The 24,457-nt window shown below is 52.6% G+C and carries 18 protein-coding genes; 9 read left to right on the top strand and 9 right to left on the bottom strand.

Annotated elements, in window-relative coordinates; all coding sequences use genetic code 11:
* Nucleotides 1-28: 28 nt before the first annotated feature.
* From ltaE to CRO19_RS02120, 3 genes are all read right to left on the bottom strand, one after another.
* Nucleotides 29-1,030, bottom strand: a complete 1,002-nt coding sequence (gene ltaE, locus CRO19_RS02130) for a low-specificity L-threonine aldolase (RefSeq protein ID WP_097094384.1) — start codon at nt 1,028-1,030, stop codon at nt 29-31.
* 67 nt (nt 1,031-1,097) lie between these two features.
* On the bottom strand, nt 1,098-2,819 hold the full coding sequence (poxB, locus tag CRO19_RS02125; protein WP_097094383.1) for a ubiquinone-dependent pyruvate dehydrogenase: 1,722 nt from the start codon (nt 2,817-2,819) through the stop codon (nt 1,098-1,100).
* Between the two features lie 111 nt (nt 2,820-2,930).
* Nucleotides 2,931-3,827, bottom strand: coding sequence for a LysO family transporter (locus tag CRO19_RS02120; RefSeq protein WP_097094382.1), 897 nt, complete (start codon nt 3,825-3,827; stop codon nt 2,931-2,933).
* A gap of 137 nt (nt 3,828-3,964) precedes the next feature.
* Here CRO19_RS02120 and CRO19_RS02115 point away from each other — a divergent pair, with 137 nt between their 5' ends.
* Nucleotides 3,965-5,605, top strand: a complete 1,641-nt coding sequence (locus tag CRO19_RS02115) for a DUF2813 domain-containing protein (protein WP_097094381.1) — start codon at nt 3,965-3,967, stop codon at nt 5,603-5,605.
* A 90-nt stretch (nt 5,606-5,695) separates the two neighbouring features.
* Here CRO19_RS02115 and cspD read toward each other — a convergent pair whose 3' ends face one another.
* Nucleotides 5,696-5,923, bottom strand: coding sequence for a cold shock-like protein CspD (gene cspD, locus CRO19_RS02110; RefSeq protein ID WP_007887624.1), 228 nt, complete (start codon nt 5,921-5,923; stop codon nt 5,696-5,698).
* Nucleotides 5,924-6,246: 323 nt separating this feature from the next.
* Here cspD and clpS point away from each other — a divergent pair, with 323 nt between their 5' ends.
* Both clpS and clpA read left to right on the top strand, forming a co-directional pair.
* Entirely contained in the window at nt 6,247-6,567 is a 321-nt protein-coding gene (gene clpS / locus CRO19_RS02105) for an ATP-dependent Clp protease adapter ClpS (RefSeq protein WP_007887621.1), read from the top strand.
* A gap of 55 nt (nt 6,568-6,622) precedes the next feature.
* Complete coding sequence (gene clpA, locus CRO19_RS02100; RefSeq protein WP_097094380.1) at nt 6,623-8,902, top strand: ATP-dependent Clp protease ATP-binding subunit ClpA; 2,280 nt, start codon at nt 6,623-6,625, stop codon at nt 8,900-8,902.
* 90 nt (nt 8,903-8,992) lie between these two features.
* Here the strand turns inward: clpA and infA are convergent, their stop codons facing one another.
* From infA to trxB, 5 genes are all read right to left on the bottom strand, one after another.
* Nucleotides 8,993-9,211 (bottom strand): translation initiation factor IF-1, encoded by a 219-nt coding sequence (gene infA / locus CRO19_RS02095; protein WP_002211347.1) that lies wholly within the window; start codon nt 9,209-9,211, stop codon nt 8,993-8,995.
* Between the two features lie 346 nt (nt 9,212-9,557).
* The gene (gene aat, locus CRO19_RS02090; RefSeq protein ID WP_097094379.1) at nt 9,558-10,250 is read right to left on the bottom strand and encodes a leucyl/phenylalanyl-tRNA--protein transferase; all 693 of its coding nucleotides are present in this window, start codon (nt 10,248-10,250) and stop codon (nt 9,558-9,560) included.
* A 33-nt stretch (nt 10,251-10,283) separates the two neighbouring features.
* Complete coding sequence (gene cydC / locus CRO19_RS02085) at nt 10,284-12,014, bottom strand: heme ABC transporter ATP-binding protein/permease CydC (RefSeq protein WP_097097563.1); 1,731 nt, start codon at nt 12,012-12,014, stop codon at nt 10,284-10,286.
* The gene (gene cydD, locus CRO19_RS02080; protein WP_097094378.1) at nt 12,014-13,783 is read right to left on the bottom strand and encodes a heme ABC transporter permease/ATP-binding protein CydD; all 1,770 of its coding nucleotides are present in this window, start codon (nt 13,781-13,783) and stop codon (nt 12,014-12,016) included. Before cydD ends, cydC begins: the two co-directional genes overlap by 1 nt.
* A 145-nt stretch (nt 13,784-13,928) precedes the next feature.
* Nucleotides 13,929-14,894 (bottom strand): thioredoxin-disulfide reductase, encoded by a 966-nt coding sequence (gene trxB, locus CRO19_RS02075; RefSeq protein ID WP_097097562.1) that lies wholly within the window; start codon nt 14,892-14,894, stop codon nt 13,929-13,931.
* 520 nt (nt 14,895-15,414) lie between these two features.
* On the opposite strand from trxB, the gene lrp reads away from it, so the two are divergent.
* The 6 genes from lrp to CRO19_RS02045 all read left to right on the top strand — a co-directional run bounded on the left by lrp (nt 15,415) and on the right by CRO19_RS02045 (nt 24,411).
* Complete coding sequence (gene lrp / locus CRO19_RS02070) at nt 15,415-15,909, top strand: leucine-responsive transcriptional regulator Lrp (protein ID WP_006118610.1); 495 nt, start codon at nt 15,415-15,417, stop codon at nt 15,907-15,909.
* Nucleotides 15,910-16,028: 119 nt separating this feature from the next.
* Nucleotides 16,029-19,415, top strand: coding sequence for a DNA translocase FtsK 4TM domain-containing protein (locus CRO19_RS02065; RefSeq protein ID WP_097094377.1), 3,387 nt, complete (start codon nt 16,029-16,031; stop codon nt 19,413-19,415).
* Nucleotides 19,416-19,589: 174 nt separating this feature from the next.
* Nucleotides 19,590-20,201, top strand: coding sequence for an outer membrane lipoprotein periplasmic chaperone LolA (gene lolA / locus CRO19_RS02060; RefSeq protein ID WP_097094376.1), 612 nt, complete (start codon nt 19,590-19,592; stop codon nt 20,199-20,201).
* A 7-nt stretch (nt 20,202-20,208) separates the two neighbouring features.
* Complete coding sequence (locus CRO19_RS02055; RefSeq protein ID WP_097097561.1) at nt 20,209-21,555, top strand: replication-associated recombination protein A; 1,347 nt, start codon at nt 20,209-20,211, stop codon at nt 21,553-21,555.
* A gap of 97 nt (nt 21,556-21,652) precedes the next feature.
* On the top strand, nt 21,653-22,945 hold the full coding sequence (serS, locus tag CRO19_RS02050; RefSeq protein ID WP_097094375.1) for a serine--tRNA ligase: 1,293 nt from the start codon (nt 21,653-21,655) through the stop codon (nt 22,943-22,945).
* 314 nt (nt 22,946-23,259) lie between these two features.
* On the top strand, nt 23,260-24,411 hold the full coding sequence (locus CRO19_RS02045) for an MFS transporter (protein WP_097094374.1): 1,152 nt from the start codon (nt 23,260-23,262) through the stop codon (nt 24,409-24,411).
* Nucleotides 24,412-24,457 lie beyond the last annotated feature (46 nt).

The following is a 24,457-nucleotide window of genomic DNA, read 5'->3' as shown; positions in this document are numbered from 1 at the left end:
CCCTTGCAGCATTGATGCGTACCAGGATTTACTGCTGCAGGAATGCCTGCCAGTGCGCCACCAGCCGTTGCAGATCCTCACGGCTGACATCCAGATGCGTCACAATGCGCGTTATGGGGCCCACGCTGATTAACACCTCGCCCGACTGCATCCAGCTCTTCAGTGCTTCAACGTTCTCTGCCGGCACTTTCACAAACAGCATATTGGTGTGCTGATTGACCACCTCAACGCCGATGGCGCTTAGCTGCTCGCCCAGCCACGCAGCGTTATCATGATCGTCCTTGAGACGCGCCACATTATGCTTTAGCGCATACAGCCCCGCTGCGGCCAGAATGCCGGATTGACGCATGCCGCCGCCGGTCATTTTGCGCCAGCGGCGCGCTTCTTCAATATAGGCTTCACTGCCACACAGCAGCGAACCGATCGGCGTACCGAGGCCTTTTGACAGGCAAATAGTTAAGGTGTCGCAATAGCGCGCAATCGCTTCCAGCGCAACATTCTGCGCCACCACGGCGTTAAAAATACGGGCGCCATCAATGTGCAGCGCCAGCTTACGCTCGCGGGTGAATTTCCACGCCTGCTCCAGATAGCTCAGCGGCAGTACTTTACCATGATGGGTATTTTCCAGGCTCAACAGGCGCGTACGGGCGAAGTGGAAATCATCGGGTTTGATGGCGGCAGCCACGTCGGCCAGCGGCAGTGACCCATCTTCAGCATGCAAAATCGGCTGGGGCTGAATGCTGCCAAGTACCGCTGCGCCGCCGGCTTCATATTTGTAGTTGTGCGCCTGCTGGCCAACGATGTATTCATCTCCGCGCTGGCAGTGACACAGCAGCGCAACCAAATTCGCTTGCGTACCGGTGGGGAAGAACAGGGCAGCGGCTTTGCCGCTCAAACGTGCGGCTTCAACTTCCAGTGCGTGAACGGTAGGATCATCACGGTAGACATCATCGCCGGTTTCGGCCGCCATCATGGCATCCAGCATGGCGGCACTGGGGCGGGTTACGGTATCACTGCGTAAATCGATCACGTCGCTCTCCTGAAATAAAAAAGCGGGCGAAGCGCCCGCGTTATCATCATATTTGGCTTGAATTGTTTTACCTTAGCCAGTTGGTTTTCGCTAGCTCCACGATCTCATCACCGCGCCCATTCAGAATGGCGCGCATCATGTACAGGCTGAATCCCTTGGCCTGTTCGGCTTTGATCTGCGGCGGCATCGACAACTCTTCCTTCGCGGTAATCGCGTCAATCAGCACCGGACCATCATGGGCAAAGGCTTCCTGCAGCGCGCCGTTCAGTTCGGAGGCTTTCTCCACACGGATACCTTTAATGCCGCAGGCGGCGGCAATGGCGGCAAAATCCGGGTTCTCCAGATCGGTGCCATCGGTGAGATAGCCACCGGCTTTCATCTCCATCGCCACAAAGCCCAGCACGCTGTTATTGAAAATCACCAGTTTCACCGGCAGTTTCAGCTGTGCCACTGAAATGAAATCACCCATTAGCATGCTAAATCCACCGTCCCCGCATAGCGCAACCACCTGACGCTGCTTATTCAGCGCTTGTGCGCCTAATGCCTGGGGCATGGCGTTGGCCATTGAACCGTGATTGAACGAGCCAATCAGGCGACGCTTACCGTTCATCTTCAGATAGCGCGCTGCCCACACGGTAGGCGTACCGACGTCGCAGGTAAAGATGGCGTCATCATCGGCATATTCACTGATTTGCTGTGCCAGATACTGCGGGTGAATCGGCAGTTTATCGTTGGCGGTTGCCAGCTCGTCGAGCCCTTTACGCGCATCGACATAATGCTCCAGTGCTTTGTCCAGATGCTGACGATCGGTTTTGCTGGTGAGCTGCGGTTGCAGCGCATGCAGGGTCGTTTTGATATCGCCGACGAGTGCCATATCGACATGGCTGTGCGAGCCGAGACTGCCAGGATTGATGTCAATCTGAATGATTTTGGCATCCGCAGGATAGAACGCGCGGTAGGGGAATTGTGTTCCAAGCAGCACCAGCGTGTCGGCGTTCATCATCGCGTGGAAGCCGGACGAAAAGCCGATCAGGCCGGTCATGCCGACATCATAAGGATTATCGTATTCAATGTGCTCTTTACCGCGCATTGCATGCACCACCGGCGCTTTCAGCGTCTCCGCCAGCTTAACCACTTCGGCGTGCGCACCAGCGCAACCGCTGCCGCACAGCAGGGTAATATTTTCCGCCGCGTTCAGCGTTTCGGCTAAGCGCGCCACTTCGCTGGCGGACGGCACCACATGCGGCAGCTGTGGCGGATACCATTCGCTACGTGCGCTTTCCGGCGCAGGCTGCAGCGCGACATCGCCGGGGATCACAATCACCGACACGCCGCGATTGAGAATCGCTTTACGCATCGCAATACCCAGCACCTGCGGCAGCTGCTCTGGATTGGAGACCAGTTCACAGTAATGACTACACTCGCGGAACAGCTCTTGCGGATGGGTTTCCTGGAAGTAGCCGCTACCAATTTCGCTGGAGGGAATATGCGCGGCGATCGCCAGCACCGGGACGTGGTTGCGGTGACAATCAAACAAACCATTAATTAAATGCAGGTTGCCCGGACCACAGGAACCGGCGCACACCGCCAGTTCACCGCTGATTTGCGCTTCAGCGCCGGCCGCAAAGGCGGCTACTTCTTCATGGCGTGTGGGCATCCATTCGATGGTTCCCATACGATTCAGGCTATCGCTTAGCCCGTTGAGCGAGTCACCGGTGACGCCCCAGATGCGTTTTACGCCAGCGCTTTCGAGTGTTTTCGCCAGCAGTGAGGCCACAGTTTGCTTCATCGTTTGCTCCTTTCTGGTGTTGAGCCATCCATGCCGATGGCGGAAACGTGTCAGTCAGAAAGCGTAGACGATGTCGCTGGGGCGCAGCCGTGAAAAAATGCGCTTCACTATTCAGGCTGAGAAAAGCGCAATCAGGATAGGGGCCAGCAGGCTCATAATAAAACCGTGCACAATCGCAGCCGGGACAATTTCTATACCACCGGTGCGTTGCAGGATTGGCAGGGTGAAATCCATTGAGGTTGCGCCGCTCAGTCCCAGCGTCATGCTGCGCTGGCGGGTGATCAACAGCGGGATGAATATTATGGTGATCAGTTCACGTAATAGATCGTTAAAGAAGGCCGCACTACCCACCACCGGGCCGAACGATTCGCTGATCAAAATCCCTGAAAGCGAATACCAGCCAAAACCGCTCGCCAGCGCCAGACCGGTTTTGATCGGCAAATCCAGCAGAAATGCGGCAAGGATGCCGCCAAACAGCGCGCTGCATAGCGACACCATTGCCACCACCATCCCGCGACGGTTAAGGGTGATTTGACGCAGCGTCATACCGCTGCTGCGCAGTTGAATACCGACCAGCAACAGCATCAGCATTAAAGCATATTCGCTGATGGTGGTGGCGTGACGCAGCGGATCCCATTGGCTCAACCCCAGAAGAAAACCCGCCAGCACCGATGCGCAAAGCTTGAGTGATTCCAGTGCCATATGCAGGCGCGACGGCAGCGTCTGGGGTTTGTGCTGATGATGCCACGGCCAGCGTCGTTCCAGTAGCCACAAAGCCAGCAGCGAACAGGCAAGAATGCTCATCATGCTGACGAGCGCGATGTGGAAAATAGTGAGCAAATTGCTGCTGAGGTTATCCAGAAAGGCCAGGCTGGTGCCCATGAAGAACAGAATGATATACACCAGCGCACTTAATGTGCGGGCGACGGCGTGCAAAAGGGTGGTATTCCGCAGCGGCAGCAGGTAGCCGAGAATCAGCGGCAAAAGGATGATGATCAATCCGTACATGTTGGGTTTCTATCCATGTGTGAAGGGTTGCCACGCTAGCGAAAAACAGTTGAAGTGTAAACCTTTTCCCCCGGTACTGACTTGACCAACGCCACGCGGCGGACCATGCTCAGGCAAAGCAGCGGATGGATTGTATGATGATTCTGGAACATATCGAAATTCACGGTTTTCGCGGTATTAATCGGCTGTCATTGCCGCTCACCGCTACCAATTTGTTGATTGGGGAAAATGCCTGGGGTAAATCGAGCCTGCTGGACGCGCTGACGCTATTGCTGGCACCGGCCGCTGAACCTTATCAATTCACCGAGCACGACTTTCATTTCCCGCCTGGCGATGTGGATGCCCGCATGCGGCAGTTGCAGCTGATATTTTGTTTTCGCGCCCAGAGCAACGAGGAAGACGCTGTGTTTCAGCCCTTCTGGCAGCGCGATGAGCAGGGACGCTTTATCCGTTTTAGTACGCGCGCTAAACGTCAGGATCAGGGGGTAAAAACCTCGTGGCGTTTTATCGATCAACGCGGTGATGTGTTACCCATGCCGGGCACCGACGCAGCGCTGGCACACCTGCGCGCTTATTATCCGGTGCTGCGGTTACGTGATGCGCGGTTTGGCCGCCGGGCCCGGCATACTGAACACGACGCTGAATATCGTGCCACAACGCTGACAGCGTTAGCGCAGGAAGTGGAAAAACTGACGCGAGATTTGGTCGTGCGGCCGCAGACTCTCAGTGATGATCTTCTTCGGCAGGGATTACACACCATGCAGCAACTGCTGGAGCACTATTTTCTGGTGCAGCAATCAAGTAGTAGCGCGGTAAGGGTTGCCCCGGAAATGCGGGAGGGGAGCCAGGGTTGGCGCTCACTCGACAAGCTCAACCATCTTATTGCGGGCACGGAATCGCGGAGCCGTCAGGTGATTTTGCTGCGCATGTTTTCATTACTTATTCAGGCACACGGTAACGAGGCGCTGCCCGCGGGTGCGCACCCGCTGCTGTTGGTGGAAGATCCTGAAACGCGGCTGCATCCTATTATGCTGTCAGTGGCGTGGAATTTACTGGAGCTGATGCCACTCCAAAAAATTGCGACCACCAACTCGGGTGAACTGCTTTCGCAAGTACCGCTGGAGAACGTGTGTCGCCTGGTGCGTGAACCTACCCGCGTGGCGGCATGGCGCATTGGTCCTGAAGGCTTGAGTGCTGAAGAGAGTCGTCGCATCGGTTTTCATATTCGTGTTAATCGTCCCTCCGCGCTCTTTGCCCGCTGCTGGCTTTTGGTGGAGGGCGAAACGGAAGTGTGGATCATTAATGAACTGGCACGGCAACACGGCTATCACTTTGCGGCGGAAGGCGTAAAAGTGATTGAGTTTGCGCAGTCGGGTCTTAAGCCTTTACTGAAGTTTGCCCAACGAATGGGCATCGCCTGGCATGTTCTCACCGATGGAGATCAGGCGGGCAGCAAATATGCTGCTACCGCCCGCAGTCAGCTCCCTTCGCACGGTCGCGAAGAGGAACATCTCACACAATTTCCGGCACCGGACATTGAACATTTTCTCTACAAGCAGGGTTTTAGCGATATTTATCATCAAATGGCGCACCTGCCGTTAAACGTCCCCATGAATCCGCGGCGTATTATTACTAAAGCGATTCAACACAGCTCAAAGCCTGAGTTAGCGATTGCCGTTGCCATGGCCGCGGCAGAACGTGGGCCTGGCGCCATCCCGCCTCTGCTTGAACAGTTGTTTTCCCGCGTAATGTGGTTAGCGCGTGGTCGAGCAGATTAAGGAAGGCGGAGTTCGCCAAATAAAAATGCCAGCGTCTGCGGCTGGCATTTTTTTTCGGGAGTGGTCAGAATACGTGAAACAGCATGCGCGTTAAGCGACCGCGGCTTGCGTGGCTTCACAGGGCACTATCAAGCTGGCGTGATTGCCTTTTGGTCCTTCATGGACATCAAACTGAACCTGCTGGCCAGCTTTCAGCGTTCTGTATCCCTCCATCTGGATCGTGGAGTAGTGTGCGAAGATATCGTCGCCGCCGCTAATCGGACAGATAAAACCGAAGCCTTTGGCGTTGTTGAACCATTTTACTGTACCCGTCTCCATGCTTTTACTTCCCTCGCAAGACATTTTGATAAGTAGGTGAGGTCATTGAAGCTGTGAGTCGAGCTTGTTTAAAACTCAATCAGCTTGTGTTAGTAGAATGTAGAGAAACGGACCTTATCGTCAAGCAAACGGCCCTGGCGGATGGGGATAAATTCATCAAAATTTGAGGCAGTTAACGCTATTGCAAATTTTGTGATACAGGTCGCGCATGTGCTTTTAGGGCCACTTTTTAGCAAGTAAAAGCCGGCTTGACAGGCATGTTAAACTTTAGGAATGGGCGCAGAAATGTGCACAACCGTAACGCAGAATTTCGACGGAACATTATGGCAAACACAAACGACTGGCTTAATTTTGAACATCTCGCCGAAGATAAAGTACGCGAAGGGTTAAAGCCGCCTTCAATGTATAAAGTCATTCTGAATAATGACGATTATACACCTATGGAATTTGTTATTGACGTTCTGCAAAAGTTCTTTTCTTATGATATTGAACGTGCAACGCAGCTGATGTTGAAAGTTCACTACCATGGAAAAGCAATCTGTGGTGTATTCACTGCAGAAGTGGCGGAGACCAAAGTAGCCCAGGTGAACAATTACGCACGAGATAATGAACATCCGTTGCTGTGTACGCTAGAAAAAGCCTGAGACCATCTCCATATAGGAAATAGGTTGTCAGAGCGATAATTGTGGGAGGTGCCAAATGCTCAATCAAGAACTGGAACTCAGTTTAAACATGGCTTTCGCCAGAGCGCGCGAGCACCGTCATGAGTTTATGACCGTCGAGCATCTGTTGCTGGCATTGCTCAGTAACCCGTCGGCCAGAGAGGCACTGGAAGCCTGTTCGGTGGATATCGTGGCTCTGCGTCAGGAACTCGAAGCCTTCATCGAACAAACCACACCGGTGCTGCCAGCCACTGAAGAGGAGCGCGATACCCAGCCTACGCTCAGCTTCCAGCGTGTGCTGCAGCGTGCAGTATTCCACGTCCAGTCCTCCGGTCGCAGCGAAGTCGCCGGCGCCAATGTGCTGGTCGCGATTTTCAGCGAGCAGGAGTCACAAGCGGCTTATCTGCTACGGAAACACGAAGTGAGCCGTCTCGATGTGGTGAACTTCATCTCCCATGGTACGCGTAAAGATGAACCCGGCCAGCCGCAGAACAATGCGGAGAATCCGGTTAACGAAGAGCAAGCAGGCGGGGAGGATCGTATGGAAAACTTCACCACCAATCTTAATCAGCTTGCTCGTGTCGGCGGAATCGATCCGCTGATCGGCCGCGATAAAGAGCTGGAGCGTGCCGTACAGGTATTATGCCGTCGTCGTAAGAATAACCCGCTGCTGGTGGGCGAATCGGGCGTAGGTAAAACCGCGATTGCTGAAGGTCTTGCCTGGCGTATTGTGCAGGGCGACGTGCCTGAGGTGATGAAAGAGTGCACCATTTACTCTCTCGACATCGGCTCGCTGCTGGCCGGTACTAAATATCGGGGTGATTTTGAAAAACGCTTCAAAGCGCTGCTGAAACAGCTGGAACAGGACAGCAATAGCATCCTGTTTATTGACGAAATCCATACCATTATCGGTGCCGGTGCGGCATCGGGTGGCCAGGTGGATGCGGCAAACCTGATCAAGCCATTGCTCTCCAGCGGTAAAATCCGCGTGATGGGTTCAACTACTTATCAGGAGTTCAGCAACATCTTTGAGAAAGATCGTGCGCTGGCGCGTCGTTTCCAGAAGATCGATATCACCGAGCCTTCTGTGGAAGAGACCGTGCAGATCCTCAATGGTCTGAAGCCGAAGTACGAAGCGCATCATGACGTGCGCTATACCGCGAAAGCGGTGCGTGCGGCGGTGGAGCTGGCGGTGAAATATATCAACGATCGTCATCTGCCCGATAAGGCAATTGACGTGATTGATGAAGCTGGTGCGCGTGCGCGTTTGGTGCCGGTGAGTAAGCGTAAGAAAACGGTCAATGTCTCTGATATTGAAACGGTGGTGGCGCGTATTGCACGTATTCCCGAGCAGAGCGTGTCACAAACCGATCGTGATACGCTGAAAAACCTCGGTGATCGCCTGAAGATGCTGGTGTTTGGTCAGGATAATGCGATTGAAGCACTAACTGAAGCAATCAAAATGAGCCGAGCAGGCTTGGGGCAGGATCGTAAGCCGGTGGGTTCGTTCCTGTTTGCTGGACCTACGGGTGTGGGTAAAACCGAAGTCACGGTTCAGCTGGCAAAAGCGCTGGGCATTGAGCTGCTGCGTTTTGATATGTCCGAGTATATGGAGCGTCACACCGTTAGCCGTTTGATCGGTGCACCTCCGGGTTACGTCGGCTTCGATCAGGGTGGTTTGCTGACCGATGCGGTGATTAAGCATCCACATGCTGTGGTGTTGCTGGATGAAATCGAGAAAGCACACCCGGATGTGTTCAACCTGCTGCTGCAGGTGATGGACAACGGTATGCTGACCGATAACAACGGCCGCAAAGCAGATTTCCGCAACGTGGTGCTAGTGATGACCACCAATGCTGGCGTGCGTGAAACGGAACGTAAGTCGATTGGCCTGATTCATCAGGACAACAGCACAGACGCGATGGAAGAGATTAAAAAGATCTTTACGCCAGAGTTCCGCAACCGTCTCGATAACATTATTTGGTTCCGTCACCTGTCACAGGAGGTGATTCATCAGGTAGTGGACAAATTTATCGTCGAGTTGCAGGCCCAGCTGGATGCTAAGGGCGTATCGCTTGAAGTGAGTGATGATGCGCGAGATTGGCTGGCTGATAAAGGTTATGACAAAGCGATGGGTGCGCGTCCGATGGCACGTGCCGTCCAGGAAAATCTGAAGAAACCGTTGGCGAATGAACTGCTGTTTGGTTCGCTGGTTGATGGTGGATCGGTGTCAGTCGCGCTGGATAAAGAGAAAAACCAGCTTACTTATCATTTCCTGAGTGCGGAAAAACGTAAAACCGAAGGTACCGTTCACTGATTGTGGCGTAGATATGAAAAAGGCCGGATGCGAATCCGGCCTTTTTTTCGCGCTAAATAAAGGTAACCAACGCGAGGTGTGAACAGTTACTTAGCGACTACGGAAGACAATGCGGCCTTTGCTCAGGTCGTACGGGGTCAACTCGACAGTCACTTTGTCGCCCGTCAGGATGCGGATGTAGTTTTTGCGCATTTTACCGGAGATATGAGCGGTAACCACGTGCCCGTTTTCAAGCTCTACGCGGAACATGGTGTTCGGTAACGTATCCAGTACGGTACCTTGCATTTCAATATTGTCTTCTTTGGCCATCGAATCCTCTGGGTGTACTACCAAACTGTTGAACCGGCAAGATAATGCCGAATTCCATGATTTATGTAAAGAACCGTTGATGATTTTGCCAACGCTTCGCCGTGCGTCGCGCCGTTGCGCGTGCAGTACGGATAAATTAGGGTGTTTTTTGACGTCTGCGGGGGATTAGCGGGCTAAGAATCTGTAGCAATCGGCATCAGGTGCACAATCAAAACAGCTTCGGGAAATGTGTGAGATTCCCAACCTGGCAATTCCGGCTCGCCACAGCGAAGCGCGGACGACATACCAAACTCGCTTATTGTATCACTTTTGTCGGGAATTGTGTGCAAAACATCTGGGAGCAATGTCAAAAAAGGGTTTGTGTTTGCCAGCAATGATCTAAAACGGGTTGCCACGCCAGCTTTTGCACGTACTGTAAGTAATCGACACGGGGGATTTCAACCGCTCCCAGCGAGGCAGTATGCGGATTCAGTACCTGGCAATCTATTAACCGCCCATGATGAGCAAGAAAATGCTGCGAGAACACCCAAAGCGCAGTTTTTGAGGCATTTTCCTGGCGGCTAAACATCGACTCGCCGCAAAAGATTTGTCCCAGCGCCAATCCATACATGCCACCTACCAGTTGCTGATCGTTCCACACCTCAATCGAATGCGCATGGCCTAATTCGTATAAACGTAACCAGGCGCGTTTCACTTCAAAAGTGATCCAGGTACCTTCCTGGCGATTGCTGGCGCAGCCTTCCAGCACCTGAGGAAAGGCATGATTCATGGTGACACGATAAGGCGATCGCTTATGGAAGCGCGCCATACTGCGGCTGAGATGGAATGATTCCGGCAACATCACTGCGCGAGGATCCGGCGACCACCAAAGTATGGGATCGCCAGGAGAAAACCACGGGAAAATGCCACGCTGATAAGCATTCATTAAACGGGCAGGGGAGAGATCGCCGCCCATCGCCAATAATCCATTTGGCTCGCGCAGTGCCATTTCAGGGGGGGGGAAATTTAATGAATCCCGTGAAAGCTGTATCAGTCTCATTGCATTAATCACACTCAGTGCTGTTGGCTAAGACTATAGCGTAAAGCGCTGATGGAAACGCCAGTAGCGGCCTGCTTTTGAGATTAATTCGGCGTGGGTACCGGATTCAACAATCTGCCCCTGATCCATCACGCAAATACGATCCATTGCGTCTAAACCGGTCAAGCGATGCGTCACCATAATCAACGTTTTACCGCTGCTCACGTGCCGCAACAGCGCAAGAATCTGCTGTTCGGTGCTGGCATCCAAACCTTCGGTGGGCTCATCGAGTAACCATAAATCGCCATCGTGCAGCAATGCACGAGCAATCGCCAGGCGACGCATTTCGCCGCCGGATAGCGGTCGGCCGCCATCACCCATCCATGCATTCAAACCTTCGCTCTGTTCGACAAGCTGTGGCAAACCAACGTGATGCAGCACCTCAACTAACTGCTCATCAGTGGCGTTTGGTTTGGCCAGCAACAAATTATCGCGCAATGTTTGGCTGAACAAATGTACGCGCTGCGTAACGACGCTAATGCGGCTTCGCAACGTTGCTTCATCCCAATCAGCCAGCGCGATGTCATTCAACGTGATTGAGCCTCGTTGTGCTTCCCATCCTCGGGTAATCAGGGCTAACAGACTCGATTTGCCGCAGCCAGTCGGCCCAAGGAGTGCCACATGTTCGCCAGCACGAAGTGATAAGGAGAAATGCTGTAATACGGGTTCTGGACGTTGCGGATAGCTGAAGCAGATGTTTTCCAGTTTTAAGTGAATACCCGCAGCGCTTTCAACCTTAACGCTGGGGAAACGAATGGCTGCGGGTTGTTCAATGATCTCCTGCACGCGCTGTGCAGCGCCGCTCACCTGCGCCAGAGGCAGAAAGGCGGCGGCAACCGGTGCAAGGGCTTCAAAGGCCGCTAATCCACAGAATACAAACAGCGCAATCAGTGCACCTGGAGCAGAATTATCGCCTACGCCGTTGGCAGAAATCCACAGCAGAAGCGTGACCGTAGCTCCACTGATCAGCATTAACAGACTTTGCGCCAGCGCCTGCAAACGATGCTGCCGGCGTTGTGCCTGTTGCCAGCGGAACTCTTCTAGATTGAGATGTTTGCGCCATAGCTGCGCTGCGCCATAGATCTTCAGCTCAGATAATCCGGTAAGCCAATGTGTTAATTGCATGCGCCAGCGGGATTGATGTTGCGCAATTTGATGTCCAGATGCCGTACCTAAACGCCAGAAAAGCGGTGGCATAAGTAGCAGCGTAAGTAGCATGACGCCTCCCAACAGCAGTGCTAACGGGACATCCAGCAGGGCTAAACCGCAGGTGAAGACCACGATGACGACGGCTGCGCCAACCAGGGGGGAAATCACCCGCAGATAAAGGTGATCTAGCGTATCCACATCGCTGACGAAGCGGTTCAGTAATTCACCCTGACGAAAACGCGCTAACTGTTCAGGTGCCAACGCAATAAGTTTGCTGAAGGTGAATACCCGCAAATGTTGTAGTACGCGGAAGGTGGCATCATGGCTTACCAAACGCTCAAAATAGCGTGCTGCCGTCCGCGTAATAGCCGCACCTCGCACGCCTGCGGCAGGCAGCATGTAATTGAAGCTGTAAAGTCCAGCGACACCCGCCAGGGAAGATGCGGCGAGAAACCAGCCTGATAGCGTTAGTAGTCCAATGCTAGCGAGTAAGGTGACGATCGCGAGAATAATGCCAAGTCCCAGTCGCCACGGGTGACGACGAAAAAGACGCAGAAAGGGCAATAAGCTGTTCATCATGCGATCTCCTTCAGACGATGTTTAACCATCTGGCGTAACGGTCCATCCTGTGCAATCAACTGCTGCCAATGACCTTGCTGGATCAACTGTCCCGCCTGCATGACCCACACTTCGTCCCAGTTCTCCAGATCGTTAAGTTGATGGGTGATCATGAGCGTGGTCTGTTGTGTTGCCGCCTCGTGTAATGCGTTGATAACGTGTTGTTCACTTTGACTATCAAGGCCAGATCCGGGCTCATCAAGCAGCAACAGTTGCGCGGGTTTAAGTAGCGCACGCGCAACAGCAACACGCTGCGCCTGACCAACGGAAAGGCCAATTCCTCCATCGCCCAGAACGGTATCTAATCCTTGTGGCAGACGGTCTAAAAACTCAGTTACTCCCGCTTTCTGAAGCACAGCTTTAAGCGTGACGTCATCCACATGGTTGTTCAGCAGCAAGTTTTCACGCAGCGTTAAGGCAGGTAAATGCGGATTTTGTCCTACCCATGCGAGATGGTGTTGCCAGCTATCGCGATTGATCTCCCGCAGTTCCTGACCATTTATCCACAGAGAACCCTGGTAAGGCAGGAAGCCCAGCAGTACGTTCATCAACGCCGTTTTCCCTGCACCGCTTTGTCCTACCAAGGCGACACGCTTACCGGCAGCAAGGGTGAAATTCAGCGGCTGCGATAATGCCTCGCCTCTGGCGGTCACCACGACCAAATTCTTCGCCTGTATCACCAGCGGTGCAGCGAGGGAAAGCACTGTCGAATCTTGTTCAGTGACGGTATCGGGGCTTTCGCGGAGAAACTGATCCAGCGCATCTGCTCCACCAATCGCCTGGGCTTTAGCGTGATAGAAGGTGCCTAAGTCGCGCAAGGGTTGGAAAAACTCCGGTGCTAAAATCAACGCCAGGAATCCGGCAAAGAGCGTTACGCCGGTACTGTAATGGCCAAAATTTAATTCGCCAAGATAGGAGAAGCCGAAATAGACCGCCACGACCGCTATCGCCAGAGAAGCGAAAAACTCCAGCACGGCGGAGGAGAGGAAAGCCAGGCGCAACACTTCCATGGTGCGCTGGCGGAAATCTGTAGTGCTATTGGCGAGTGCCTGCTCTTCGGCGGCGGCACGATGGAACAGGCGCAGCGTTTCACGACCCCGCAAACGATCGTAGAAATCGCCGCTAAGCCTTGCCAGGGCCAGGAAGTTACGACGATTCGCATCCGCTGCCCCCATACCGACCATTGCCATAAACAGCGGAATGAGCGGCGCGGTCACGAGTAGAATCAGCCCGGCTGCCCAATTGATTGGGAATAGGGCAATCAAAATGGCCAGCGGAATCAAGACAGCGAGTGACATTTGCGGCAAATAGCGCGCGTAATATTCCTGCATCTCTTCGATTTGTTCGAGCAGCAGTGTAGCCCAGCTACCAGCGGGCTTGCCCTGTATCCAGGCAGGACCTAATGCACTGAGCCGATCCAGCACCTGCTGACGTAGCGCACGACGAATCGCGACGCCAGCACGATGCCCTGCCATTTCGCGTGCATAGTGCAAACCTGCTCGTAGAACAAAGCACAGCAGTAATAGCAGGAAATCGTTGAGAAGCGTTGCGCGAGGCTGTTGCGCCACAATCAGATTTTGTAAAAGCGACGCCAGTAGCCAGGCTTGCGCGATAATCACTAATGCGCCAGCAAAACCCAACAGTGAAGCCACGCGTAAGCTGCGCGCACCATGATGCCGTTGCTGACGAAGCCAGCGGAGAAGTTCTTGTTGCCGTGATTTGTTCATGCGATGCCGTTTGGTAACTCAAAAGAGATATGAATCCCGGATGAAAACCCAGCAATGTCGGGCGCCTGAACTGTAGCATGCAGGTAACAAAAAAGGCGACCAAAACTGGCCGCCTCGTAGCGATTATGATCAGGTTATTAACAACTTACTTATCGTTTTTAACCAAGCCATCGAGGAAACGTTCGGCATCCAGTGCTGCCATACAACCGGTGCCAGCGGAAGTGATCGCCTGGCGATAGATATGGTCCATAACATCACCGGCAGCGAACACCCCAGGAATACTGGTTTGCGTGGCATTGCCGTGCAAGCCGGACTGCACTTTGATATAGCCATTTTCTAAATCCAGCTGACCATCAAAAATCGCAGTATTTGGGCTGTGGCCGATGGCGACAAAGAGGCCCGCGACGTCGAGGGACTCTGGTGCCTCGCCTTGAGTCGACAGCAGTTTTACCCCCGTTACGCCCATTTGATCGCCAACCACTTCGTCGAGTGTACGGTTGGTGTGCAAAACGATATTGCCACTGCGTACTTTTTCCATCAGACGATCGATGAGAATTTTTTCGGCGCGGAAGCTATCGCGCCGGTGAATCAGATGTACTTCAGCAGCGATATTTGCCAGATAGAGGGCTTCCTCAACCGCGGTGTTACCCCCGCCTATCACGGCAACTTTCTGATTGCGATAGAAGAAACCATCGCAGGTGGCGCAGGCTGAGACGCCTTTACCTTTGAAGGCCTCTTCAGAAGGTAAGCCGAGATAGCGTGCTGATGCGCCTGTCGCAATGATCAACGCGTCCGCGGTGTATTCTCCGCTATCTCCCACCAGACGGAACGGGCGGTTCTGTAGATCAACGGTATGGATATGGTCAAAAATGATCTCGGTGTTGAACTTTTCGGCATGCTCTTGCATGCGTTCCATCAGCGCTGGCCCCGTCAGGTCGTTGGGATCACCCGGCCAGTTTTCTACGTCGGTAGTGGTGGTGAGCTGGCCGCCTTTTTCCAGTCCGGTAATTAAAACCGGGTTCAGATTAGCGCGCGCTGCATAAACCGCAGCGGTATAACCGGCAGGACCGGAGCCCAGAATGAGCAGCTTACTGTGTTTGGCCGTACTCATACGTTCCTCAATTTTTTTTGACAACATAGTTTTTGATTGTAGGGAAATTAACGCTGCAAAAAAAGGTTTCAGCAATTTTGTTAACAATCACTGCAAATGGCGTAGACGATGAGCGGAGATTCTGCACGCGCGTTGCGCTAAAAGGGGGCAATGCTCGGCAATTAGTGGTGCAGCAGCATAAAAATTCTCATTTAAAAACAGCAACCCAGATCTCTATCTGGCATCTTGTACTGAATTTGGATGTTTTACTTTGACAATCGCCTGTGCTTTTGCGAAAACATTGGGAGAAGCAGAGAATATTTAGCGATTCGAGACAGAATTTCCTTTCTGTTTTGGGCTTTTTAGCCGAATAAACTCAGCCTGACATTGGTAATGACGCATGGTGTGGACAGACAACATGCGTCATACGGATGGATGCATCACTGCACAGGCTTAATGTCTTCACTTCAGTAAGGCCCTGAACAATGAGCGTTTTCAGGGTGTGGCAGGTAAAGGGAAGGAATTAAGAGAGACAATAATAATGGTAGACAATAAGAAACGCCCCGGAAAAGATTTAGATCGTATCGACAGAAATATTCTGAATGAGCTGCAGAAAGACGGTCGTATTTCCAATGTCGAGCTATCGAAACGGGTTGGATTATCGCCGACACCTTGTCTTGAGCGCGTGCGTCGCCTGGAGCGTCAGGGCTTCATTCTGGGTTACACCGCTCAGCTCAACCCACATTATCTGGACGCTTCACTGCTGGTATTCGTTGAGATTACTCTGAATCGTGGCGCGCCTGATGTGTTTGAACAATTTAACGCCGCAGTGCAAAAACTTGAGGAAACTCAAGAGTGTCACCTGGTTTCAGGTGACTTTGACTACCTGCTGAAAACGCGCGTACCTGATATGTCCGCCTATCGTAAGCTGCTGGGTGAAACCTTGCTACGCCTGCCGGGCGTAAACGACACCCGTACCTACGTGGTGATGGAAGAGGTCAAACAGAGCAATCGTCTGGTGATCAAAACCCGGTAGTGCAGGGCAGGTGCAAAGCTTGCAGGATTTCGGTACACTCCTGTGAATTCATACAGGACCAGCGTCGGGCATGCCCGACGTTGTTGCCTTCTTAATTTACAGGCACCTGGAGAGTTCTCTTGAGCCAGGAATATACAGAAGATAAAGATGTTTCGTTACAACCGCTGAGCAGTGGACGTCGTCTACTGGAAGCGTTGCTCATTCTTGTGGCCTTGTTCGCCATCTATTTGATGGTGTCGCTGGTTAGTTTTAACCCTTCAGATCCAAGCTGGTCACAAACCGCATGGCACGAGCCCATCCATAATCTGGGTGGCAGCGTCGGCGCATGGCTGGCAGATACGCTGTTATTCATTTTCGGCGTGATGGCCTACGCCATTCCTCCGGTCATTATTGGTCTTTGTTGGATCACTTTCCGTCAGCGTGACCGCCAGGATTACATCGACTACTTTGCCGTTGGTCTGCGCCTGATTGGTGTGCTGGCATTAGTCGTGACGACTTGCGGTCTTGCTGCGCTGAACGTCGATGACATCTGGTATTTTGCCTCAGGCGGCGTTATTGGCAGCCTGGTAAGCAATGCCATGGCACCTTGGTTTAGTTCAGCGGGCGGCACGCTGACGCTGCTGTGTGTATGGGCGGCAGGCATCACGCTGTATACCGGTTGGTCCTGGCTGACTATCGCTGAAAGAATCGGCGGTGTCGTGATGGGCGTTCTGACGTTTGCCAGTAATCGCTCACGACATGAAGAACCGTGGCAGGAAGAGGAGTATGACGACGAGGAGCAGTCTGATGATGTGCCGGTTTCATTGCCTGCAGCTCAGTTTGAAAGCGCAGACGATGATGTATTGTTGGCGAAACCCCGCAAAATTAGCGAACCCGTTACAGAAGCTTTAGGTGATGATCCGCTGCTGGCCAAAGCCAGTGCCGCAACTGCCGCTGCAATTGCTGTCACCACGCAAGCCGCACAACAAGCGCCAGCAGCCGCGCAGCCAGGGAACAGCGCGTCCGTAGAACCTGCACCTGTACCACGTTCTGTTGAACCCGTGCCAGCGTCGACTTTTGCTCCCGAGCCCGTTACTGCGACACCGGAACCGGTCGTGCAATCCTCGACACCGCGTTATCGCTTCGAAGTGCCAAATGAACCGGTGCCTTCACCCTTTTCACCTGCAGAGGATGACGAAGGCCCAAGCATGGGAAACTGGCAGGATGCAGCCCCGTCTTCAGCGCCATTAAATACCGCCGCTGCCGCATCATTGGCCGCGGGGGCGATAAAAACGGCGTCATCAACTTCGGCCTACTCGCCAGCATTTGATATCGTGCCCGAGCGTGATTACAACCCGCAAGTGAAGCAGGGCATTGGCCCAGAATTGCCGCGTCCGAACAAAGTCAAATTACCAACGCGTCGTGAATTGGCGTCGTATGGTATTAAGCTGCCTTCACAACGTATGGCGGAAGAGCAGGCAAAAGAAGCTGAACAGCAGCAGCCTGAGGTGACGGCCAGCTATAGCGCGACGTCGCATGAGGATGATGTTGCGTTACAGGAAGCGCAATTGCGTGAGGCCTTCCAGTCTCAGCAGCAGAATCGTTATGGTGAAAGCTGGCAGAATGTGGCTGAGCCCGAAGATGAAGATGCGTTGCAGCAAGCGCAACTTGCTCGTCAGTTTGCCGATCAGCAGCAGCAACGCTATAACGAACCTGCGGAAAAGGAGACTCCAGTCTTTAATCTGGATACGTCTTCTGCCTTTGATTTCTCACCAATGAAAGATTTGGTTGATGATAGCCCAAGCGAGCCGCTGTTCACGCTTTCTGCAGCTCCAGAGGCTGAAGAGCCAGCGCATTGGCAGCAACCTGAGCCGTCACAACCTAAACCGATGCCTTCATTGAGTGAAGAAAGCAGCCCCTGGTCTTCGCCCGAGCAGGAAGTGTATTCTGCGCCGGCGGCCCCCGTAAAACCTGCCGCGCCGGTTCAGGACAGTTTGTTCCACCCGTTCCTGGTTCGCCATGAGCAGCCGCTGGAAAGACCGTCTACGCCGCTGCCAACATTGGATTTGCTCACGCCGCCGCCATCAGAGGAAGAACCCGTTGATATGTTTGCGCTCGAGCAAACGGCGCGTTTGGTTGAAGCGCGACTGGCCGATTATCGTGTGAAGGCCGAAGTCGTTGGTATTTCACCGGGCCCAGTTATTACCCGTTTCGAACTCGATTTGGCGCCGGGCGTTAAGGCTTCACGCATCTCAAATCTGTCGCGAGACCTGGCCCGCTCACTCTCTGCCGTCGCAGTACGCGTAGTGGAAGTGATCCCCGGTAAACCTTACGTTGGGCTTGAGTTACCTAATAAACATCGTCAAACCGTTTATCTGCGCGAAGTGCTGGATTGCCCTAAGTTCCGTGAAAATCCTTCTCCGCTTGCGGTGGTGTTGGGTAAAGACATCGCTGGCCAGCCGGTCGTGGCTGATTTGGCGAAAATGCCTCACTTACTGGTTGCTGGTACTACCGGTTCCGGTAAATCAGTGGGCGTTAACACCATGATCATCAGTATGTTGTATAAAGCTACCCCGGAAGAGGTGCGCTTTATCATGATCGACCCCAAAATGCTGGAGTTGTCAGTCTATGAAGGCATTCCGCATCTGCTGACCGAAGTCGTTACCGATATGAAAGATGCGGCGAATGCGCTGCGCTGGAGTGTGGGTGAGATGGAGCGTCGCTATAAGCTGATGTCAGCATTGGGCGTGCGTAACCTTGCGGGTTACAACGAAAAGATTGAGCAAGCTGCAGCGATGGGCCGACCAATCCCCGATCCATTCTGGAAGCCGGGCGATAGTATGGATACCACGCCACCGGTACTGGAAAAACTGCCGTACATTGTGGTGTTGGTCGATGAATTTGCCGATCTGATGATGGCCGTGGGTAAGAAAGTCGAGGAGTTGATTGCTCGTCTGGCACAGAAAGCGCGTGCGGCGGGTATTCACCTGGTGCTGGCGACGCAGCGTCCTTCAGTTGACGTCATCACCGGTCTGATCAAAGCCAACATTCCAACACGTATTGCCTTTACAGTTTCCAGTAAGATTGATTCACGCACCATTCTTGATCAGGGTGGCGCGGAATCACTGTTGGGGATGGGTGACATGCTCTACATGCCGCCTAACTCCTCCATGCCTGTGCGTGTGCACGGTGCGTTTGTACGCGATCAGGAAGTGCATGCAGTGGTTCAGGACTGGAAAGCACGTGGTCGTCCGCAGTACATCGAGAGTATCACCGCCGGTGAAGAGAGCGAGGGCGCTGCGGGTGGGATGATGGGCGATGAAGAGTTAGATCCGCTGTTCGACCAGGCCGTCTCTTTCGTGGTGGAAAAACGGCGTGCATCAATCTCCGGAGTTCAGCGTCAATTCCGCATTGGTTATAACCGTGCAGCGCGCATCATCGAGCAGATGGAAGCGCAAGGCATTGTTTCTGAACCTGGACACAATGGTAACCGCGAAGTGCTTTCGCCGCCGCCACACGAGATGTAATTTCTGCGTACAGTTGTTTGCTCATGGGCCAGTTAACGCTGGCCCATTGTTTATCTGTTGGTCGATCCCCATATTTTCGGGAGCTTTCGGCTTTTTCTCCTGTCGAAGAGACAGGGCGGCAACTACGTTTAATGTTGTAAGTGTCGGGAAACAATGAATAAGGAATCGAATCAGATGAAATTACGCGTTATTGCCTGCGGCCTATTGGCCAGTTTTGTTTCCGCTTCAGCTTTGGCGGATGCGTCTAGCGATCTACAACAGCGTCTAAATAAAGTGAACAGCTTCCACGCCAGCTTTAGTCAGAAAGTGACTGATGGCAGCGGTGCGAATGTGCAGGACGGTGAAGGCGAACTTTGGGTCAAACGTCCGAGTCTGTTTAACTGGCACATGACTGCGCCAGACGAAAGCGTAATTATTTCTGATGGTAAGAATCTGTGGTTCTATAATCCATTCGTTGAGCAAGCGAGTGTCAGCCTGCTGCAAAATGCCGCGAGTAATACCCCGTTTATGCTTATTGCTCGTAATCAGCCAAGTGACTGGAAGCAATACAATATCTCGCAGAAAGGCGATAACTTCGAGCTGACCCCAAAAAGTAGTGACGGCAATCTTAAGCAGTTCACTATCAATGTTACCTCCTCCGGCACGATCAATAAGTTCAGTGCTGTTGAGCAAGATGGTCAGCACAGCGATTATCAGCTAAAAAGTCAGAATAATGGCGCAATTAGCCCGGATAAATTCACCTTTACTCCGCCAAAAGGAGTAACGGTGGACGATCAACGACAATGAGGTAATGGTGAGTAATCTGTCTCTGGATTTTGCCCCATCAAATGAGTTTCAACCGCTGGCCGCACGCATGCGGCCGGCTACGTTGCAACAATATATTGGGCAGCAGCATCTGCTGGCGCCTGGCAAACCACTGCCGCGCGCCATCGAGGCAGGACATCTGCATTCAATGATTTTATGGGGACCACCAGGGACAGGTAAAACAACGCTCGCAGAAATTATTGGTCATTATGGCAAAGCCGATGTGGAGCGCATCTCTGCCGTGACCTCTGGTGTCAAAGAGATACGTGAAGCCATTGAGCGAGCACGTCAAAATCGACAGGTGGGACGGCGTACTATTCTGTTTGTCGATGAAGTGCATCGCTTCAATAAAAGCCAGCAGGATGCTTTCCTTCCACACATCGAAGACGGCACGATAACCTTTATTGGTGCCACGACAGAAAACCCCTCATTTGAGCTGAACTCGGCGCTGCTTTCGCGTGCGCGCGTATATTTACTCAAATCTCTTACCACAGCCGACATTGAGCAGGTTTTGCTGCAAGCCATGCAAGATGACGATCGCGGTTACGGTAAGAGCGATATTCTGCTACCGGATAATACGCGTCGCATGATTGCCGAGCTGGTGAACGGTGATGCACGGCGTGCGTTGAATACGCTGGAAATGATGGCGGATATGGCAGAGAACAATGCGCAAGGCCAGCGTGAACTAACGCCACAACTGCTCAATGAAGTATCAGGTGAAAGGGCGGCGCGCTTTGATAATAAAGGCGACCGTTTCTACGATTTGATTTCCGCCTTGCATAAATCTGTTCGTGGCTCTGCACCGGATGCTGCGCTTTATTGGTATGCCCGTATCATCACTGCAGGTGGCGATCCTCTGTATGTCGCACGTCGTTTACTGGCTATCGCTTCGGAAGATGTCGGCAACGCCGATCCACGAGGCATGCAGGTTGCGCTTGCTGCCTGGGATTGCTTCACTCGCGTTGGTCCTGCTGAAGGCGAGCGAGCTATTGCACAGGCTATTGTTTACCTCGCCAGCGCCCCCAAAAGTAATGCCGTTTACACCGCTTTCAAAGCAGCGATGCGTGATGCGCGCGAATTTCCAGATTATGATGTGCCGGAACATTTACGCAATGCTCCAACCAGGTTGATGAAAGAGATGGGACTGGGCAAAGAGTATCGCTACGCACATGATGAAACCAACGCCTATGCGGCCGGGGAAGTCTATTTTCCACCTGAAATGGCTAAGACGCGATATTACCAACCTACCAATCGCGGGCTTGAAGGAAAAATTGGTGAAAAACTCGCCTGGCTCGCTGAGCAGGATCAAAATAGCCCGATAAAACGCTACCGCTGATAAACACCTTACGGTAAGGTGAGCAAGGATTTCATTGCATTCCATAGGGATGCGTCCCGCCTTTCATTCAATCAACCTTTTATTACACAGGATTAGCATGCTCGATCCCAACCTGCTGCGTAATGAGCCAGACGCAGTCGCAGAAAAACTGGCACGCCGAGGATTCAAACTGGATGTGGAAACGTTACGTTCGCTCGAAGAGCGTCGTAAAGTCTTGCAGGTAGAAACTGAAAATCTACAGGCTGAGCGTAACTCCCGATCCAAATCCATCGGTCAGGCCAAAGCACGTGGGGAAGATATCGAGCCGCTGCGTCAGGAAGTGAACGCACTGGGCGAACGCCTGGATGCGGCTAAAGCAGAACTGGATGTCCTGCAGAATGAAATTCGTGATTTTGCTCTCGCGTTGCCAAATTTGCCGGTTGATGAAGTTCCACTGGGTAAAGATGACAGCGAGAATCAGGAAATCAGCCGTTGGGGACAGCCGCGTCAGTTTGATTTCCCGGTAAAAGATCACGTCGAGCTGGGTGAAGCCGCCAAAGGCCTGGATTTTGCCGCAGCGGTAAAACTGACCGGCTCACGTTTCATTGTGATGCAAGGGCAAATCGCGCGTCTGCATCGTGCGCTGAGCCAATTTATGCTGGATCTTCATACGCAGCAGCACGGTTATCTCGAAACCTATGTTCCGTATCTGGTGAATCAGGAAACGTTATTTGGTACCGGTCAGTTGCCCAAGTTTGGTGAAGACCTGTTCCACACCAAACCTTTGGGTGAAGAAGCGGGAAGCAGTAATTATGCTCTGATCCCAACGGCGGAAGTGCCACTGACTAATCTGGTGCGTGATGAGATTGTTGAGGAAGAAGCGCTGCCAATTAAACTCACCGCGCACACGCCATGCTTCCGTTCAGAAGCGGGCTCATACGGACGCGATACGCGTGGTTTAATTCGTATGCACCAGTTCGACAAAGTTGAGATGGTGCAGATTGTTGCGCCTGAAACCTCAATGGATGCACTCGAAGAGCTAGTCGGCCATGCAGAGAAAGTGCTGCAGCTGCTGAATCTACCTTACCGCAAAGTGTTGCTATGTACGGGCGATATGGGCTTTGGTTCAGCCAAAACATACGACCTGGAAGTGTGGTTACCTGCGCAGGATACCTATCGCGAAATCTCATCATGTTCCAACATGGGTGATTTCCAGGCGCGCCGTATGCAGGCGCGCTGCCGCAGTAAAACCGACAAAAAGCCACGTTTGTTGCATACCCTTAACGGTTCAGGCTTAGCGGTTGGCCGTACCTTGGTTGCGGTGCTGGAAAATTATCAGCAAGCTGATGGCCGTATTGAGGTACCTGAAGTGTTGCGCCCCTACATGGGTGGCCTGGAATTTGTAGGCTAATTAACACTCTGATATACAAACCCGGCAATGCCGGGTTTTTTTATAACTTAAGCGGTAAAATAATTATTTTTTAGTCGAAATTAATCACAAATAAACGTTATCGACATTATTTGCATGCCAATGGCTAAAAACACTAAATTCAAGTAGATAGATATCCACTCAAGACCGTTCTTATCTCTTCTAACCTGCTGAAGATAAGAAAAATAAATTGTTCCGCAGCAAATCGTGCTGCGACTATTTTTTGCACGTTGACTTTACATTAGCGGATGGCAAACTGCGCGCAATTATCTTCATCTCTTTTGGTTTTACTCCCTATGTCAACCTGGTCGCGCCCCGTCATTTTGCTGCTCTGTGGCTTAATGCTTATGACGGTGTCTATCGCTGTGCTCAATACGCTGGTACCGCTATGGCTTACTCACGATCTGCTGCCAACCTGGCAAGTCGGTATGGCGAGCTCATCGTATTACACTGGTAATTTGCTGGGCACTCTGTTGGCTGGCTGGTTGATCAATCGTTATGGTTTTAATCGCTGCTTCTATCTGGCCAGTGTTCTCTTTGCCTTGGCGACCATGGGTATGGTGCTGCTTGATGGGTTCTACAGCTGGACGATGCTGCGTTTCACCGCAGGTGTAGGTTGTGCATTGATTTGGGTTGTCGTGGAAAGTGCTTTGTTGTGCAGCGGTACCGTACGTAATCGGGGCCAACTGCTCGCTGCTTACATGATCATCTACTATCTGGGTACTGTCGCTGGCCAGTTGCTGGTCAGCCGTGTCTCTACAGAGCTGCTGCATGTTATTCCGTGGGTTACTGCTCTGATTATCTGTGCTGTATTACCGGTGGTTTTTGTACAGGTTACTGTCACTGCGGCAACCGAAGAGGCATCAACTGGGCGCATCTGGATTATGCTGCGCCGTCGCAGTTCTCGTTTAGGAATTAATGGCTGCATCATTTCCGGTATCGTTCTGGGTTCTTTATATGGCCTGATGCCACTTTATCTGTCTCATCAGGGCATGAGCGATGCTACCGTCGGTTATTGGATGGCGCTGCTAGTCAGCTCAGGCATTATTGGCCAATGGCCGGTTGGACGTCTTGCCGACCGTTTCGGACGTCTGATGGTACTGCGCGTGCAGGTTTTTGTGGTCATTTTGGGGGCTATCGCCATGCTTAGCGGTGCCGCGATGGCACCGGCGCTGTTCGTACTCGGTCTGGCTGGCTTTACGCTCTATCCGGTGGCGATGTCATGGGCATGTGAAACTGTGGCCCACCATGAGCTGGTGGCGATGAATCAGGCCTTACTCTTCAGCTATACCGTAGGAAGCTTAGTGGGACCCGGGATGACAGCGCTGCTGATGCAGAATTACTCTGATCGTCTACTGTTTGTGATGATTGCTGCTGTCGCGCTGGTTTATTTGGTTATGCTGTTGCGTAAGGCCGATCATCAGGCAACGCCCGTTGCCCATGCGTAACGTAATCAACATATTAAAAAGGGGAGCCAATGTGGCTCCCCCTTTT

The organism is Candidatus Pantoea floridensis (genome assembly GCF_900215435.1).
Taxonomy (GTDB): Bacteria; Pseudomonadota; Gammaproteobacteria; order Enterobacterales; family Enterobacteriaceae; genus Pantoea; species Pantoea floridensis.
The sequence above is the reverse complement of the archived record's forward strand: the minus strand, read 5'-3'. Positions and strand labels throughout refer to the sequence as shown.